Annotated in this window: 14 protein-coding genes; all 14 read right to left on the minus strand. The window is 43.7% G+C overall.

Annotated features, from left to right (window positions below):
* Positions 1–35: 35 nt before the first annotated feature.
* The 14 genes from tssJ to L0991_04870 all read right to left on the minus strand — a co-directional run bounded on the left by tssJ (position 36) and on the right by L0991_04870 (position 17,014).
* Positions 36–524 carry a type VI secretion system lipoprotein TssJ gene (tssJ, locus tag L0991_04805; protein XGB63388.1) on the minus strand — a complete coding sequence of 163 codons (489 nt, stop codon included), beginning with the start codon at positions 522–524 and terminating at the stop codon, positions 36–38.
* Positions 521–1,468, minus strand: a complete 948-nt coding sequence (locus tag L0991_04810) for an FHA domain-containing protein (protein XGB63389.1) — start codon at positions 1,466–1,468, stop codon at positions 521–523. Before L0991_04810 ends, tssJ begins: the two co-directional genes overlap by 4 nt.
* 3 nt (positions 1,469–1,471) lie before the next feature.
* Positions 1,472–2,200 carry a transporter substrate-binding domain-containing protein gene (locus L0991_04815; protein XGB63390.1) on the minus strand — a complete coding sequence of 243 codons (729 nt, stop codon included), beginning with the start codon at positions 2,198–2,200 and terminating at the stop codon, positions 1,472–1,474.
* A complete protein-coding gene (locus L0991_04820) occupies positions 2,187–3,185 on the minus strand; it encodes an ABC transporter substrate-binding protein (GenBank protein ID XGB63391.1) in 999 nt (332 codons plus the stop codon). Before L0991_04820 ends, L0991_04815 begins: the two co-directional genes overlap by 14 nt.
* Complete coding sequence (locus tag L0991_04825) at positions 3,182–5,749, minus strand: MFS transporter (protein ID XGB63392.1); 2,568 nt, start codon at positions 5,747–5,749, stop codon at positions 3,182–3,184. The genes L0991_04820 and L0991_04825 overlap by 4 nt, the downstream gene beginning before the upstream one ends.
* Positions 5,750–5,759: 10 nt before the next feature.
* On the minus strand, positions 5,760–8,372 hold the full coding sequence (tssH, locus tag L0991_04830) for a type VI secretion system ATPase TssH (GenBank protein ID XGB63393.1): 2,613 nt from the start codon (positions 8,370–8,372) through the stop codon (positions 5,760–5,762).
* Between the two features lie 47 nt (positions 8,373–8,419).
* Complete coding sequence (locus L0991_04835) at positions 8,420–9,352, minus strand: type VI secretion system baseplate subunit TssG (protein ID XGB63394.1); 933 nt, start codon at positions 9,350–9,352, stop codon at positions 8,420–8,422.
* A 64-nt stretch (positions 9,353–9,416) separates the two neighbouring features.
* Positions 9,417–11,168 carry a type VI secretion system baseplate subunit TssF gene (tssF, locus tag L0991_04840; GenBank protein ID XGB63395.1) on the minus strand — a complete coding sequence of 584 codons (1,752 nt, stop codon included), beginning with the start codon at positions 11,166–11,168 and terminating at the stop codon, positions 9,417–9,419.
* Positions 11,161–11,583, minus strand: a complete 423-nt coding sequence (gene tssE / locus L0991_04845; protein ID XGB63396.1) for a type VI secretion system baseplate subunit TssE — start codon at positions 11,581–11,583, stop codon at positions 11,161–11,163. Before tssE ends, tssF begins: the two co-directional genes overlap by 8 nt.
* A complete protein-coding gene (locus L0991_04850; GenBank protein XGB63397.1) occupies positions 11,583–12,977 on the minus strand; it encodes a type VI secretion system contractile sheath large subunit in 1,395 nt (464 codons plus the stop codon). The genes tssE and L0991_04850 overlap by 1 nt, the downstream gene beginning before the upstream one ends.
* 37 nt (positions 12,978–13,014) lie before the next feature.
* On the minus strand, positions 13,015–14,493 hold the full coding sequence (gene tssC / locus L0991_04855) for a type VI secretion system contractile sheath large subunit (protein XGB63398.1): 1,479 nt from the start codon (positions 14,491–14,493) through the stop codon (positions 13,015–13,017).
* Positions 14,493–14,996: a type VI secretion system contractile sheath small subunit gene (gene tssB, locus L0991_04860; protein ID XGB63399.1), complete on the minus strand. Its 504-nt coding sequence runs from the start codon at positions 14,994–14,996 to the stop codon at positions 14,493–14,495. The genes tssC and tssB overlap by 1 nt, the downstream gene beginning before the upstream one ends.
* 19 nt (positions 14,997–15,015) lie before the next feature.
* Complete coding sequence (locus L0991_04865) at positions 15,016–15,537, minus strand: type VI secretion system tube protein Hcp (GenBank protein ID XGB63400.1); 522 nt, start codon at positions 15,535–15,537, stop codon at positions 15,016–15,018.
* A 31-nt stretch (positions 15,538–15,568) separates the two neighbouring features.
* On the minus strand, positions 15,569–17,014 hold the full coding sequence (locus L0991_04870; GenBank protein ID XGB63401.1) for a type VI secretion system ImpA family N-terminal domain-containing protein: 1,446 nt from the start codon (positions 17,012–17,014) through the stop codon (positions 15,569–15,571).
* Between the last annotated feature and the right edge of the window lie 191 nt (positions 17,015–17,205).

Genomic DNA, 17,205 nt, shown 5'->3' on the forward strand with positions numbered 1-17,205 from the left:
TCCTTTTCTATAATTTTTATTGGTTGGCTGTTTTACTAAAAGATTTGCCACCAGCTAGAGTCTGGCTGTATCACGGCTAGCTCTGCTTTCTTCCCTGTAATCGTTAACTCTAAAGTTTGCTCTGGATCGGTGGGCATCATGAGGACGGCTTTGGTCGTGCCATCTTGGTAATCTGCAAATTCAACCAGTGCTGCAATGTATTGCGTGTTCTTATTGATATCTAACGTCACCGTTTGTTCAGAGTTTGGCAAGACGATCGGTAACACCTGTTTTGAAACCAAGTTTGCCGCGAGCAACTGCAAGTCATTATTGTATAAATCAATAAATGGCAGTTGCTTGAACAGCTGTTGATCCGTTAGTTGGTAAAGCCTAACCACAACTGGGTTGGCTTGATCGTCGTTGTACTGATTGATTGTCGCGTCTGCTTTTACCGTAAGCGAGTATTGAGTCACGACCGGAGCAGGGTCCGATGACGAGCATGCTGCGACGAGTAAACAAAGGGATAAGAGTATGAGCCTTTTCATTCTCTCTCCTCACTTTGCTTTTGCATGTTCTCCATAAACAGTGCTTTGAACTGACGTCTGAAATCTCCGTTGTCTTGGCGGTGTTGGAAGTGTTTACGATAGATCTTCCAATACTTTTTATCTTTATTGCTAAAAATGCCGCTACTTACGTATTCGCTAAATTGGCTCTCAAGCTGCGTTGGTGCAAATTCGTTTAAGAACTGATCAACCGTTTGCTCTAACGCATCAAATAAGGCTTTTTGCTGCAGTTGTGGATTTTGTAAATACTGCTGATTTTTCTCGGTTAGGGTAATGAGCTTGTCGATTGATTCTTCAATTCGAGTGTTGTTCTCGATATTGACTGGCAAATACTCTAACTCTGCAGAGGATAGGGTGCTGGTGTCACCATGAGCGATTTCGTCCACTTCAATGTTGGGAACAACTTTTTCATCGTCCAGATCCTCAAATGGGTCAGAAGAGAACGGGTCATCACTCAACACATTTTTTGAAGAGAAGTTTGATGTTTTTTTTGTGGATGTAACTTCTGGTGCCTCATCGAGAAAGTCAGTGTCGCTGTCATCCAGTTTTAAATTGAAAGGTTCTATGAAAGTGTCATCCTGTTTGCTGTTCGCTGACTCAACCTTGGGGGTACTTAATAGGCTAACCAGCAGTGTGTAACCACCTAGTTTGATGATGTCGCCATCAGTAATAACGTACTCTTTCTCTTTTGCCAGTGATTTGTCGTTTAACGAAACGCCGTTGTTACTGATGTCCTTAATCACGTAACCGCGATCCGTTGGGTACAGCTGACAGTGAGTACGAGAAATCCATTTTGTTTGGTCTGGAAGCGCAATATCACATGACGGAGAACGACCTAAGCTTCCGCCACTTTCTGGCAGATACGACACTCTAGAGGAAACAACCTCTTCAGCAGGTACAGAAATCATGTGGACACTGATGGACAATGGCTACTCCTTGCACTTGGATATGGCTGTGTTAAAACTGCCTAGGAAACCTGAGTAGGTTTTAAGAAATCGATTCGAAAAGTAGACCCCCATATCCTTGGTATCTAAGTTCGTCGAATTGAAGTAATCGAGTGGTAATGAGGCATGTTCTAGCTCCCGTTTGAATACCAACTCATCTTCTAAAACAACATCAATTTCCCTTTGTTTTAAAAGTCTTAGTAATACTTTAGCATCTCGTGGCTGCTTAACGACGTTAAATCCGTTACGTTTTAGCCAAAACCATTTGTTTGAGCCAAATTTGGCAGAAAAGTTGAGGTTTAACTTTGACAATTCATCAACCTTCGGTTCCACTCCCGGACCAAAATACCAATTCAAAGTCTGTTTAGCGATTGGAGCGGAAAGCGTCGCATACTCATCACGTTCTGATGTTTGTGTCGCAACGAAAAATCCATGCTGGCTGCCACTATGAACACGCAGTTGTGCATCAGACCAAGTAGTCATTGTTAGCTGGTAGGGTTGTCCCATCTTGCCCAAGGCACACTTCACTTTGTCTAAAGCAATGCCTTGCATCGTAGCGTTTTCATAACTTTGGTAGGGCGGCCAATCTTGAGTGGTTAGTAAAAGCCTTGATGGCCCAATTTTAAGTTGAGCGAAACCGCTCATCGACCAAGATGCCGAGAGGATAAGAGTGGCTAACGATAATCTGATGGTAGAGGCTCTAGTTAACATCATTAGAGTTTCCTATCACTTCAGAGATTTTCAATATAGACACTGGCGGGTAATAGTCGAGCTTCTGTGCGGCTTCGATATTCACAATATAAGAATATTGGCTGAGTGACTCTATTGGTATGTCTGAAGCTTTTTGAGTTCCTTTCAAAATGTTCTTCGCTTTGTATCCCGCAAACTGACCAACGTTGTAGTAACGACTTACGATACCAAACAAGGCTTGGTGCTTTCTTATCGGACTTTCAGTGGCCGAGAATGTTGGGATACCCTTCGAATGTAACCCTGATACGACTTCCCCTCCTTGGGTGATGATGTATGAATCAGGTGGTAAGTAAGCCATATCGACACCATCACGTTTCATATTATTTATCGTGAGGTTAATTAAGTCGCTGTTTGACTTACTTTTATCAATGCTTAATGGGTACAACATAACACGCTTATTATAAATTTCCGATAACTCCATCATTTTATTTGCGGTGATAACCGAATTATTTTCATCAGCGTTATAGATAACCCCAAGGCTAGAAATGTTATTTAGTTTATCAATGGCTTTGAACTGTATTTCATGAGGGACAATATGTGAGACACCCGTAAAATTTCTATCTTTCGAAGATAAATCAGAAATTAAATTAGAACCGACGGGGTCGGTAACAATACTAAACACGACTGGTGTCGTATTGTTTGTTCTAAAATCACTAGGTTTGGAGTAAGTACCTAATAAATTCAGTGTGATAGTGGTACCAAATGAATAGATAAGATCTGCGTTTTTATATTCTAAATCTTTGATGTGTTGCTTGAGTGCTGCCTTATCTCGGTTGGCATCTAATATCGTGAATCGCACATCCACATGCTGAGATAAATAGTCCATGAAGCCTTGCTCAGCATCAGTTACTCCCCGCCATAACAAAAGAATGACGTGTTTTTCAGCGCTATTAGCAAACGCTGCAGGAGTCATCAAAATAAAGCTTAGAATGAACACGATCATTTTCATGATTGAACTCCTAGCTTATGTTTGTCAGCTTTAAGAAAGATTGAGAAGAACAGAATCAAGCTTAATGAGCTTACGAGTAGGGAAGCACCAAATATAATAATGGTTTGGTCGTAACCGAAAATACTTAAGCTTACGCCGGCTAACATTGGCCCTGCGATATTACCGATACGCTCTGTAAGCCTAAAGATACCGATGATTTTACCTTTCTCGATGCCTTGTCCAGAAAGTAGGTCGATGACTAAAGGTATTTGAGGAGAAACACAGATGCCGTGTGCAATACCAATGATAATAACGATCAGAAGTAGCCCCAGTGTACCTTGGAAGAAATAGAAGTTGAGTAGGGCGAGCGCAGACAGTAGCCCACCAATGAAGATAAACGCCATTTTGTTTTTGAGCTTGTCGACCAAAATAGCACTCAACGGTGAGATTAGAATGATCGCGAGGCCATAAGCCATTATTACGCGACCGGATACAGAGCTACTTTCCCCAAGAAACTGCAGGTAGACAGGACAGATGTAATAAAGGAAGCCTGTAAGGACTATCTTTGCGGGGATAGCACTGAAGACAGTAATTAACGCGAAGTACTTGTTACTCAACAGCAGTTTGAAGTCTTGCAACTTGACGGGTTTACTTGAATTGCTGCTATTGGACTTTTCAAAGAATACATAGACCAACAGCACGCTGAGCGTGGCTAACAATCCAGCCAGCATAAAGGTTTCTGAATAGCCGAGTTTTTCCGCAAGGATGCCACCAATCGCAGCGCCGCATAGGGATCCGGAGAAGAACGACGACAGGAAGGTCGCCATGCCTTTTGTCCGGTTCGAGTCATTGGTGGTATCAGAGACATAACCCTGAGCTGAAATAAACACGATGCCGTAACCAACCGCGGTAAAGGCACGAGCGATCAACAACAATTCAAGTGATTGAATGAAAGCGGTAGCCACTAAGCCGATACACGTAATGAGTCCACCCGTGATTAACGAATGCCTTCTACCTACTTTGTCTGACCAATAGCCTGCGAATGGCAGTGAGATTGCCCAGCACAGCATGAATAGAGAAATAGGTAAACTGGTCACAAGGTTTTCAGGTATCCAGCCTGTGGTATTTTCTAATGAAGAGACAAACGTTGGAAAAAATGCCAGCGAAGAGGCTTCAGAGAACACTAATAAAAATAGCGGCAAGCGAATGAATCGAAAATCTTGTTTATCAATATCTTGAGATGGTTGGTTGGGATTCAGTTTGGTGATCGCTTTATTGGTGAGATTGAGTAGTTTACCAATCTCATCTCGAGTCGAGATCTTAGCAAGGTGATTCACAATGTCTCTGTTGACCAGCATAAAGACACGCTTTACCTGATTCCAAGGTGAGATGATCATGAAGTTACACATGAACAGAATGATTTCGGCCACCACAAGGCAAGAGGCAACCAACACGGTGATCATATCCATGACGCTCTCTTTGAGCAGGTTGATGATCAAATTGTTGTCAGTCGTAACATTCAACTGAATCGTATGGCTGTTATTGAGCGTGAACGTAGACTCGCGAATAGAAGGGTGCTCTACATAAACCTCAGGATAGCGATACGTTGTTCCAGGTTGCCCTTGAAAGTTAATCGATAGAATTTCGCTGTGGTGATCGACGAAGAACGCAAATTCTTCTTCTAAACCAAATAGCCTGTCGTCAGGTACTCCCTTATCAAGTAGTCCCTTTATCATTTGATTTAGTGAATCACCAATTAGGTTCGATTTCTGTTCAAGCTTGATTTCGTATATTTGAGAAAACTTATCGAGAGATTGGTATGAAACCCCTAAGTTGGCGATGATAGTAAGTAAGATTGCGAGGGAGATAATAAACACGGGAAAGTGTTTGTTTTTAAACTTCTCAAACTTGGATAACGAGTTCGGAGATTGAAGCGCTTTGTGAGCTTGTGTGATCGTTGGCAGCAACTTATCTGAACCGGGCTCAGACTCAAAGATGGCGGTTGCACTTTTTACTCTACTAACAATACCTTCCAATAAGTATTTCAACGCGACAAAGGCAACCAAACATGAAAGCAGAATCCAAATTGCAGAATAGAGAAACTGAAGTTTAAGTAAGAAGGTCTTTTGCTGTTCTAATAGGGTGGTGGAGTAGTAGAGTTTTACTTGCCCCTCGACTAAGCCAAAAGAGTTGGTGATATCAAGTGATAGCTGACGATCACTTTGCTCAGTTCCTTCTCCGGTACCAAACAGTTGTTCTCCAGAGGTAGAGACAACCACCAAAGCGTTAATACCATCAACAATTTGGAGGCGGCGATCCAGCATATTCTGAATATTGGAGATGGCAGATAGAGGTAAGCCTAAGCTGATCGCTTGGTTAATATCGTTATGAGTCTCCTCTAAGACTATCTCATAGATAGAATCAGACGTTTCAGTCAGTCTTTTTTCAAAATTGAAATAGTTCAGTGTAGCGTTTAATGCAATGGAAAACAGCAAGACCGCCATGATGGCAAACATCAACTTAACCCGCAGCGACAGGTTAAGTAACGATGCTTTGGTCAAGGTTTGGCTAGTCTTACTGCTCATTAGCTAAGGCCTATTTAATCGTTAAATCGAAATCGGCGCTGTTGTTTGTCGCGCTGACCGATACATGAGTAATCGGTTCGCTGCGGCTTAAACGCCCGATACACTCTTCAGCCAACCTAGGCATCAGAGAGCGGTTAATGATTTGCTCGACAGCACGGCCACCCGTTGTTGGGTCTGTATTACGATCCACGACAAACTGAATGAAGTCAGCATCCCATGTGAACGACGCTTGATATTGTTCTGCCAGCTTCTTCTTGATGCGATTAAGCGATATCTCGGTGATCTTCGCTAGTTCTTCATCATTAAGCGGGTAGTACGGGACAATGGTAGCTCGGCCTAAGAAAGCGGGCTTGAAGTACTGTTGCAAGTCGGGACGAATCGCTTCCAGTAGCTCGTCGTTGTCTATGCGGTCTGTAGTCTTAGCACAGACATCACAGATAGCTTGATCAGCGGCATTAGAGGTCATGATGATAATGGTGTTTTTGAAATCAACCGTTCGGCCTTCGCTGTCTTTGATATGGCCTTTATCGAAGATTTGGTAAAACAGGTCATGTACGCCAGGGTGCGCTTTTTCCATTTCATCTAACAGCAGTACTGAGTAAGGATTGCGTCGAATCGCTTCTGTTAACACACCACCTTCACCAAAGCCGACGTAACCCGCTGGTGAGCCAAGCAACATAGAGATCTTATGCTCTTCTTTAAACTCAGTCATGTTGATTACAGTAAGGTCGTTGCTACCTCCGTACAGTTGCTCCGCGAGTGCCATGGCGGTTTCGGTTTTACCCACACCACTTGGGCCACACATTAAGAACACACCGATAGGTTTACGGTTATCGGTTAAACCCGCGCGGGATATACGAATCGCTTTAGCAAGCTCATTCTTAGCAACATCTTGACCAATAACTCGGGTATTAAGCTCGTCTTCAAGGGTAAGCAGCTTAGCGATTTCATCACTCATCATGTTGCCAACCGGGATACCTGTCCAATTGGCAATCACTTGAGCGATGGTGTTGTCGTCAACCATCGCATAAACCAAAGGCTCTTCACCTTGTAGGTCTGCTAATTCGGTTCTCAGAGTATCAAGTTGTTTCTGTTTAGTGGCATCGACGGCATCTTGCTCCTGTTCTTCGGTTATCTCTTGTTGAACAGTCTTGATTTGATCAACTAATTCAATCTCTTTCTCCCAGCGCGTGTAATACGCGGCAAGTGCCTGTTGGTTCTCTTCGATTGATTGTGTCAGCTCTTCGATTACTTCAGCGCTGTTTGAGAATAGGGCATCTTCTTTCTCTAGTGCTGCCTTCTCGTTTTCTTGATAACGAATGGTCTGTTCAAGTGTTTCCAGCACTTCTGGCTTAGCCCCTTGTGTTAAGGCAATTCGGGCGCTGGCGGTATCAAGAAGGCTGATCGCTTTGTCGGGTAACTGACGGCTTGGAAGGTAACGAATCGATAAGTTAACAGCAGCTTCGATTGCCGATTCTGCGATAAATGCGCCGTGGTGAGCTTGCAGTGAAGCCGCTACGCCGCGAAGCATCTGCATTGCATCTTCTGCGTTGGGTTCTTCAATGGTGACGACTTGGAATCGACGTGTTAGTGCTGGATCTTTTTCAAAGTACTTCTTGTACTCGGCCCAGGTTGTCGCGGCAATGGTTTTGAATTCACCACGAGCTAGTGCTGGTTTGAGAAGGTTAGCAGCATCGTTTTGTCCTGCTGCGCCGCCAGCACCAATAAGCGTGTGTGCTTCATCAATGAACACAATGATTGGCACTTCAGAGCTTTTTACTTCGTTGATGACATCTTTTAGACGGTTCTCAAACTCACCCTTAACGCTAGCTCCCGCTTGAAGTAACCCAAGGTCAAGTGAGTGGATTTGTACCCCTTGCAATGCGCTTGGTACTTCATCTGCCGCGATTCTTAAAGCTAGACCTTCGACAACGGCCGTCTTACCTACGCCGGGTTCACCGACCATAATTGGGTTGTTCTGACGCTTACGACATAAGATATCAATCGCTTTTCTTACTTCAGCATTACGGCCTGAAATAGGGTCGATGTTTCCGTCGAGTGCTTGTTGCGTCAGGTTAACGGTGTATTTGCTTAATGCATCGTTACCCGCTGGAGTAGTATCAACAGAGCCGCTAGCTGAAGGAGAGGCTGTGTTGCGTGCAATCGGAGTTTTCTTGATCAAGCCTTGCAGAGACTCGAGTGACACGTTGCTTAGTGTTTCGAGTTGTAGGGTACTTACCCCTAAAACATTTTGCTGCATGAGTGCTTGGATTAGATGCAAGCTGACGATCTCTCCGTGACCGTAGTTAACCGATGCAATCATCCAAGCATCTTTGATTAACTCCGTGAGACCATGACTCAATGTAGGCTGACCTTCATTCCCTTTCGCCAATATGGAAACTTTCTTCGTCAGTTCATTAACCAAGGCGTCTAACGAAAGCTTTTGCGATTCACACAGAGCCATCAGCTTGGGATCTTTTTGCGAAATAAGCTGAAGAATCCAGTGTTCAGTCTCTATCGCGCCAACACCTTGATTCATTGCCGCACCCGCAGACGCTTCTAGCGCTTGCTTGAGTTCGGGAGAAAGTTTTCCTACTAAGTTAGTGAGAGTTACTTGTGTCATAGTCAATTCCTTGTATCTCTATAATCTACATATTCCGTATTTATGAACTACAAAAGCAAAATCTTTACGGTCTCATTAGGGCTACGTTCAGGTGCAAGGTAGTCGATTTCACCTAATCGAGCGGCTATAGAAACCTTGCTTGATAAACGCGGTCTGGTTAAGTACGAACGTTTAACGTTCAAATAAATGGCAACTGGTGTGCTGTCTTTTAAGTAATGCTGCGTTAAAGACAATACGGCTTTAGCAAATTGGTCATCTTGTTGGATCTCGAGAAACTCGTTACGGTTTTTCGGGGTCACAAAAATACTCAGATTATTGAAGTGAGCGAGACAGGTTCTCCCGACTAAAAAGCCTTGGCCTAAGCGACTATTAAAATCACGATCTGTACCAATCCGAGTTAGCGAGTCTGCTGGCAATAAACGTCTTTCAAACGCTTTGCACTCCACTTCAATGGCATAGGGGAAATAGTCATTCAGGATCTTCTTCAACGTAGTCAAACTGCGGCTCTGCTGGCTCAAAAGAAGCGAGTATTGCAGGTACTCTTTGTGCTCTTTCCCAAGCGCTGCAAAGTGGTTTAACAAGGCTGTCTTTTTTGGGTTTTGCTCACTTTCTACTAATAACCAACGTCGAGCATTGGTTCGATAGGTAATCTCATAGTGTCGCTGATTGAACACATCCAAAAAGTCCTGTAACGAATGATCTTCATTGTGTATCGCCGCTAATAACTCTTCGTAAATATAATTGGGTATGACACCTTTGACGCCTGAAAGCGCTTGTTTCGCCAATCTGAGCTTTGCCTTGTTCCCTTTTAATGAGAAGTACTGAATCTCTTGGGGATTACCAGTTGGCATCGCTTCAGACTTTAATTGAATCTGAAACGGTGTGGTGCTTTGTGCTTGTAACTGTTCCAATCGTCTCATTGCCTGAGTGAAGTCATACTTTTCAGGCTGATTAGCAAGATCTTGAACGAAAGGCTTCATCGCGCCTCCTTATGACAAGCACTTTGGCTATGTCCGGTTTGGACATTAGCGGACGTTTGCACTGTTACAAACACAATTGGCTACCATGGATTTTAGGGTACTTTTTGACGATACCATCTCGGCCATAGATGCGGATCTTGAGTTGAATGTATCGGTCAAAACTACAAAATTGTTGGAAGAAACGGTTTAGTACATCAGCAAATGCCAAGTAGGGACCTGTTGCATCCAAAGTTAATTCAATTTCGGTACCGGGTGAGAAGACGTTTTTACCCAGCACACGAATCGCAGAAACTTGCGAATTAAACGTAATTGAGTGAATCATCTGAATTTCAGCACTTGATACTTGCTCTCGGCTGCATAAGCTCAGCATGTGTTTAAGGTCGGCTACAGGGTTGCTTGACTGCACTAAAGACGAAAAGTTGGTGTTCAATAAGCTGATAAATTCCCAGTGAACATTCTGATCAACTTCCTTAGTGATTGGTGCTGAAGGTGGATAAATAGGGGAAAAATCACCAGGTAAATCAATGCTCTCTAGGCATTCTAAAGTGCCACTCACACCGCAGGCTTGCTTACCATTTGTACACAGTAAGCGCGTACCAAGTAGCTTGCTGAATTCAGCCGTTGGCGTATCTGAAAGTGATATCGCAATGCTCATTTCACCAAAGTGATTGTGTTTACTTTGCCAATAATCGTATCGCTGATTATGAGCATATTTCTCTTTAAAGAGAGGGACTAATGGGATTTCTCCATTAGGTGTGATTTCGTAAACATCTTGAATCTCAATGATTTCGATATTGTTGTCGCTATGAGCATCGGCATTGACGGGAACTGAAAGAGTTCGATGGTCGTAAGAAATAGGCTCACCGGTTTGCTCAAACAGATTAACCGCAGGCATAACATTTAGCTTGATAACATCTTTATTGAACAAGCGGATGAATTCGGACGGCAGTGAAGACATAAATAAGTTGATCACGATTTCCGATTCATCAAACTGGCTCGCGTATTTCGCGAAGTTCTTGAGCCTAAAGAACTGACGCTTCTCCTTGAAAAAGAAGAATTCGTTGATCAGTTGGTAGCCAGTGAACTGATTGCCGTGCTCGGGTAGAAACTTAAATTCTAGGTCGCTGATTCGATTCTTTAGCTGGTGGCTATCAAGGGTGACGTGTTGAGCGCATTCACTATCAGAGATCGAAATCGACAAGGTGTTGTTGAGTAGCAATTCAACGAGAGAGTCTGCGTTGTTCTCAAAGCCTTTGACGAAGAAGTCTAGGTCATTGAGTTCCAAGTGACTGAAGTGAGTTTCTGGATCACCAGTGCTGAGTGATATTTGGACAACAGCGTTACTTTGACTGGCTGTTTTGGGCCTGTTGAAACTAAATGGGGCGCTTAAAGCTTTAATGTTACTTAGGCTAAACGGCGAGATTTTCAATTCATCAACGGTCCTGAATAGGCACTCGTTTTTGGTGTTGGTGCTCGAAAACAGTGAACCTTTTGGCAAAGTACTGGATTCAATGGGACCATCTTCGGCTAGCAGCTCAAGGTACGCAACGCTCGGTACGGTTTGAATGTACGAAGGGTACAAAACACCGAGAATCCCTTCGATGACTTCTGGTAACTGCTCCGAGAGTTTCTTTTCGACTTTTGCATTCAAAAGGGCAACACCGTCAAGTAGACGAGCCATGCTTGGGTCTTCGATTTTACCCTGATGAATATTGAGCTTTTCAGCGTGTGTAGGATATTCCTGACCAAACTGTCCCAATGAACGGCGAACAAACGCCAGCTCTTGCTCAAAGTACCGCATAATAGGTTCAGTCATAGTTATCTTCTTCCAGAGAGGTCGTTAAGTCGCTTAATGCGATTTTTGAATCAAAGATAAGGTCTTGTTCACCATGGCTGGTTTTTACTTTGGCGATGATGTTGAACGACAATGAGTTATCGCCTTCTTTTCGCTCGCCAAGCTCGACAGAAATGTTGTGTAAGCGTGGCTCAAAGCTTTTAATCCAATTTTCGATTCTTAGCGTGAGTTGTGTTTTTTCTAGTGTTGCACTGAGTAACTGAATATCTTCGATACCAAACTTCAAATTCGAACGGTTTACTTCAACTAATCGGTTGTCAATGTCAGTTAGCGAAGCCTCTGCCTCTAACAGTTTGGTGAGATGGAATTTGATGTCCTCTATCTCAGCATCTTGGTACGGTTTGGAATCGCTAACAAAGGTGGTCCAGAAACTCATTACGCCACCTCATTTAGGTCGGTAGTTAGCACCACTTCACCACTGAAATAGTCAAACTGGTATTGAGGCACAATGCGCAAAGTACAAGCGAAGCTGCCAGATTGAGAGCTCGACTCTGTGACACTCACTTTGGCAAAGCTCAATGGGTATTTCGACAGAGTTTCTTCGTTAGCAAACGACACGTTGCTTGAGAATTTTTCTATCCAGTGCGTTAAGAACAGTTCACACTCCGTCGCGTTATTGAAGCTGCCGATCATCTCTCTTACTTGAACTTTTAAGTAATGCGCGATTCGGCAGGACATCAGTGTGGTTTGGATCTGAGTAAGGACTTTGTCGTTGTCACTTTGCCCACATTGCCAAATCGAATTGTTACCGTTGAAGTAGAATTTGTCAGTTAATGGGCTTTTAGCAAGTGGAATGAAGCCACTTTGCGCATAGAAGTTAGATAGTTGCCCGAATAAACTAATGTCGGTGACTGGCTTTTGTAGGTAACTCTCGAAATAGTGGTTCGCAGGCAGATTGATAACCGCGCCTTGAAGCTTATCGTTCCAGCGAGATTTTAAAAAACCGAACCAATTCACGCGGTGGAACTCTCGCATAACAGTGGTAGCGAGCACCATGTTGGCTAACCCCCACGCACCTTTGCCTTGTTCGTTATAAATAAACCCGGCTCTTCGATTTTTATAGGCTTCTCTGATTCTAACTTGAGGTAGCGCCATACCAATGAAGCGAGAACTCGGTTTAGCACGGAGTTCTTGCCATGCGGTGTAATCGGGGCCTGAAAGAATCTTATTGATACGTTCGATATCTGAAAGCCAGTCCGCGCCGCTCTCACCAAAAAAAGTAGGCACTGGAGAAAACAGCATTGGACAGAGTGTCGCTTCCCCTAATTTTCCAAGTAGCTCCAAGGTAAACAAGTCGTCGTATTCAGCATCAAAATCGATATCCATAGAAATAGGGTGGCTAAAAGCTATACAACCAAACGGATGTCCCCCTAAAGTATTCAGCTCGTTGTTGCCTATCTTGTTGTACAGGTCACTGGATTTAGTTGAGTATGCTTGGTTAACGTCGCTGGATATCTCTTCCCAGTTCATATCAAGAAGCTTTACATGTGCTCTTTGATAGCTAACGGGTAGGGAGGCGAGTTGTTGCAGGCTAAGCCAATTACGTTCTAGCTTTTGAAACTCCGAATCATGGATAACTTCATCGAGTTGTAAACTGAGTGTGCTATCGATTTTCGATATCAGTGTTGATATCAATGAGATTAGTGAGGATTTAGAGCGCAAGCAGTGTTGGTCTAGCTCAGATAGCAGAGATAAAGCCTCTTTTAAAAAGGAATTATCTGTGTCATCTAATTGGTTGAATTTGTTTTGCCATTCTGTATTTAACTTCATACAAAATTTTGGCCGGATTGCTCCGGCCAAATCCCTATTAGCCAGGAATCTTAGCAACCATTCGAACTGAGGTGGTCAGTTCTTCAAGTTGTAGCCAAGGTCTTAGGTGAGCGACTGCAGAGTAGGCACCTGGCTTACCAGGTTGCTCAACCACTTCGATGCGAGATTCACAAAGAGGGGTTTTTGCACGTTGCTCGTTACCAATTGCACCAGCATTGGTGTACTGGTCGATCCATAGTTGCAGCTCGCGCTTAATGTCTGGAGCTTCAAGGTTCGAACCTAGCTTGTCTCGGCCCATTACTTTCAGATAGTGCGCGATACGGCTACTTGCCATGATATAAGGTAGGCGAGCAGAGATCGCAGCGTTTGCTGTTGCGTCTGGGTCAGTGAAGGTTTTAGGCTTCTGTGTAGTTTGACCGCCAATGAACACGGCGTAGTTTGAACTCTTATAGTGAACTAAAGGTAGGAAACCAAGATCAGACAGCTCTTTTTCACGCTCATCCGTTAGGTTTACTTCAGTTGGACACTGTTGCAGTAGGTCACCAGCTTCAGACTTGTACGTTAGGTTTGGTAGGTTTTCTACCTTACCACCGTTATCAAGACCACGAATCGAAGTACACCAACCAGAAGCTGTGTAAGCTTGAGTCATTTTAAGACCAAGATCATATGCTGCATTTGACCAAACTAGCTGATCATTGCTCTTAGGTTTAGGGTTGCCATCCATATCTGTATCGAGCTCTTCGTAAGCAAACACATCGGTACTCAAGCCTTTTCCACCATAAGGTAGACGAGCAAGAGTTCGTGGAAGTGTGAGTGTTACGTAACGCGCATCATCGCTCTCACGGAATGAGTTCCATGCTGCGTAAGCTGGGGAGTCGAAGCCCGCTGCAACAGGTTTACCTTCAGAGAAGGTTTGGAAATCATTAAACTCGAACATTTCTGCATTTGCAGCAGCAACGAATGGAGCGTGACAGGCAGCAGCAACTTCGCCCATGTAACGAAGTAGTGCAACATCTTCATCTTTTGCGCTGAACTCGTAGTCACCAATGAAGGTTCCATAAGGTTCACCGCCGGCTGTACCAAATTCACCTTGGTAAACGGCATTGAATAGTGGGCTACGGTCGATTGCAGGTGCATCTTCAAATTGGTCAAGCAGCTCTTCTTGGGTGAAATCGACCATTTTGATTTTCAGATCACGGCCAAGTTCGCTTTCTTTAACCAGTTTTTGTAGACCACGCCAAGAGCCTTCTAGTTTTTGCAGATCCTTTTGCTGCATCACTTCAGACAGTTGCTTGGATAGCTTTTTATCGATCTCTGAAATCGCGTTTTCGATGGTTTTTGTAACGTTTTTATCCCACGTCACTGTGCCTGAAAGCGCCTGCTCTGTTAGAACAGAAAACAGCTCTTTGGTGGTGTCTGCGGGAGTTTGAGTGGTAGCTTCAATCGCACGGTCTAGAAAGCTCAGTGAGCCTTCAGCAGCTTCCGGTTGCGCTTGATTTTCAGTTTCAGTACTCATTACTCAGCTCCTTCTTCTTTAATGCCAAGCTCATCAGAAAGAGCATTGATCGTATCTGCACTTTGTAGAACTTCTTTCAGCAGTTTCTCTAGGTCGCGAGAACGATCGGCTTTCGAAAGAAGTACCTTCAGTTGATTACGGGTTTCGACAAGTTTCTTAAGCGGTTCAACCTGTTCGATGATCGCTTCAGGTTCGAAGTCTTTCATTGAATCGAACTTAAGGTTCGCTTCAAATTGGCTATCATCACCAGCAAGTACGTTATCTACTTTTAGGGATAGTTCAGGGCCAACGCGCTTCATTACTGTGTCGAAATTGTCTTTATCAACGTTGTAGAAGGTACGATCTTCCACTTCTTCTTTGTCTTGTTTATGGCCTGAGTAGTCACCAATAACCCCAACAACAAAAGGGAGCTCTTTGGTTTCTACAGCGCCATTAGTCTCAACGTCATAGGTAATACTTACGCGGTTCTTACTTACGCGTTTATGTTGGGAATTTAGTGCCACGGTAACTCTCCTTGTTTAATTACTTAGCAGTCGAAGTGACTTTAGCTGTAGTAGCATCGAAGCCAACCTCAGGGCCTTTCTCGATCTTACCGCCGTCTGCTTCAATGTAGTAAGCCTTAGAAATCTCAGTGTAGGTTAAGCTGAAAGATTCGCTTGGAAGGGAACCGTCAGTACCTGACATGTTATAGCTAGACATACGAGCCATTTTTAGCGTTAGAATTAGGTATGGATCAGCACCAGAACCTTCACGGTTTGGTTTTGTCATCACGATTTCAACAGTGCGACCTTCTGGACCTGGCGCGTATAAGAATGTGGTTAGATGTGGTGTTGCACCATCACAGCCACGAGTCATGTTGACTTCACCAAGAGCAACCATACCTTGGTCCGCATTGTTCGCATTACCTACATCGATACCAACACCACGAACAGCGCTCCAAGAAATACTATCAAGAGCAAAGAAACCATCTTTGCCGCCGATTTTTTCTACGGTTGCTGCACCTTTTGGTGTCGTACCATCAATTCTCATAAAAATAGAAGCCATTACTTTCTCCTTGCTGACGCATTAATGTGCTTTACCACTCAAAATCTTGCAGGCTGCTCGATGATGAGTCGGAAGTAGATTCAGATGTTTGGTTTGTATCTGTGGTGCTATTTGAACTATCGGGAACTGACGTTACATTCGCTGGCTCTTCAATAGTCGGTTTTGCTGGCGGAGTTGCCTCCGGAGCAGAAGTCATTACAGGAACCGATTTACCTGACAAATCCATCTTGTCTAGGTTGTCCATTCCGGTCATTTGATTGATTTGGGCAATCACATTTTGTTCATTGCCAATCATCTCTTGGAGCAACTCAGGAAAGCTCATATATCCCCAACGAATAGAGCGCTCGAGTAAGAATGCGATAGGGCTATGAGGTTCAGTCTCTTTAAAGTATTCGGCGATCTTTCTAATCTCTTGGAAGGCATGATCACGATTCACAATACCGTTGATGCTCGATACGTTCTGAACGACAGCTTGAACTTGATTCTGAGTTAACTGAACATTTGACGCATGAGATTGTGCTTGATTTGTTTGGGCTGCTTGCCCGAAATCTTGGCTGACTGTTGTCGCTGAATTAGCGTCAATAGGGGCCACATCACTTTGCTCTAATGCCGCAGGTATCGAATCGCTTTCTACTGCGACTTCTGACGAGGCTTTGAGCACATGGAAATCGTCATCTAAAGGCCAAGGTGCGAATTTTTCACCCACTAGGAAGTGTATCGCCTTGATGAGGTCGCGGACGTTAGTCTTGATGAAGTTAAAACTGATTAGGGTTGCACCTACTGCTTGGCATTTTTCCGCCAAGTTTTTCTCTACCAGTTCTAGTTCGTTGTAGATACTTGCCAGTTGAAAAAGCGTTTCAGAAACGCTTTGGTCAAATGCGCCTAAAGCGGATTCTTTTAGTTCATTTATGTTGCCTTTACGCTCAGCAATCAAGTAATCGCCATAGGTAACGCCAGCACAGAAGTCGAGCATTTGAAAAGGCACATAAACAGAGCTGGTATCAACGGACTCACCAACGAGTTGAAGTAAGGGCTTGGTTCTGAATTCTGCAATCTCTTTTGCTTTTCCAGCCTCATCTGAAGCTTTTAGCTTCGCTTCTGGTGGCATCGGGTTTAGCGTATCCCAGAATTGGTCGATAAATTGGTTTAAAGCAGGGAGAGTATTAGCAAGGTTTTCGAATGGGCTAGCAGTAAAAAGCTGACTGGTAATATACCAACCTAATATTTCTAAGTCTTTCGACTGAGAAATGAGTGTTTCTTCTGAGACTTTTCGTAGCTCAGCCCAGTTATCTGTGTTGGCGTCAACCAAGGCTGGATCTGAGGATGCATCAGGTGTCTCAACTAACTGTCTGAACGACGATTGAGCGCTATTGTAAACGTTTCTTAAACTGCGATAGGCACTTCGATCTAATTTCAAATAAGAGCCAGAGGGCGCATCATCCGAGATTAGAACAAGTAGGTCGGCGATTTCTGTCATATACATCCTGTAAAAAATCTATTTGTTATTCCGATCGCACAAAGTGTCACATTTGATACATATTCCTTATGTTTCGTAAACACTTGTTAACATTTATTAATTCTAGAGCTTTTTTGTGAAAAGTCTCATGTAAAATAGATATTTACTTAAAACTTTGAACTTCATCTAAAAAAGTGGACCGATGTCACGGT

The organism is Vibrio chagasii, assembly GCA_041879415.1.
Classification (GTDB): Bacteria; Pseudomonadota; Gammaproteobacteria; order Enterobacterales; family Vibrionaceae; genus Vibrio.

What these genes read in the sequence shown, in the direction of transcription:
- tssJ (XGB63388.1), bottom strand. Translation starts at nt 524, where the DNA reads ATGAAAAGGCTCATACTCTTATCCCTTTGTTTACTCGTCGCAGCATGC.
- L0991_04815 (XGB63390.1), bottom strand. Translation starts at nt 2,200, where the DNA reads ATGATGTTAACTAGAGCCTCTACCATCAGATTATCGTTAGCCACTCTT.
- L0991_04820 (XGB63391.1), bottom strand. Translation starts at nt 3,185, where the DNA reads ATGAAAATGATCGTGTTCATTCTAAGCTTTATTTTGATGACTCCTGCA.
- L0991_04825 (XGB63392.1), bottom strand. Translation starts at nt 5,749, where the DNA reads ATGAGCAGTAAGACTAGCCAAACCTTGACCAAAGCATCGTTACTTAAC.
- tssH (XGB63393.1), bottom strand. Translation starts at nt 8,372, where the DNA reads ATGACACAAGTAACTCTCACTAACTTAGTAGGAAAACTTTCTCCCGAA.
- L0991_04835 (XGB63394.1), bottom strand. Translation starts at nt 9,352, where the DNA reads ATGAAGCCTTTCGTTCAAGATCTTGCTAATCAGCCTGAAAAGTATGAC.
- tssF (XGB63395.1), bottom strand. Translation starts at nt 11,168, where the DNA reads ATGACTGAACCTATTATGCGGTACTTTGAGCAAGAGCTGGCGTTTGTT.
- tssE (XGB63396.1), bottom strand. Translation starts at nt 11,583, where the DNA reads ATGAGTTTCTGGACCACCTTTGTTAGCGATTCCAAACCGTACCAAGAT.
- L0991_04850 (XGB63397.1), bottom strand. Translation starts at nt 12,977, where the DNA reads ATGAAGTTAAATACAGAATGGCAAAACAAATTCAACCAATTAGATGAC.
- tssC (XGB63398.1), bottom strand. Translation starts at nt 14,493, where the DNA reads ATGAGTACTGAAACTGAAAATCAAGCGCAACCGGAAGCTGCTGAAGGC.
- L0991_04865 (XGB63400.1), bottom strand. Translation starts at nt 15,537, where the DNA reads ATGGCTTCTATTTTTATGAGAATTGATGGTACGACACCAAAAGGTGCA.
- L0991_04870 (XGB63401.1), bottom strand. Translation starts at nt 17,014, where the DNA reads ATGACAGAAATCGCCGACCTACTTGTTCTAATCTCGGATGATGCGCCC.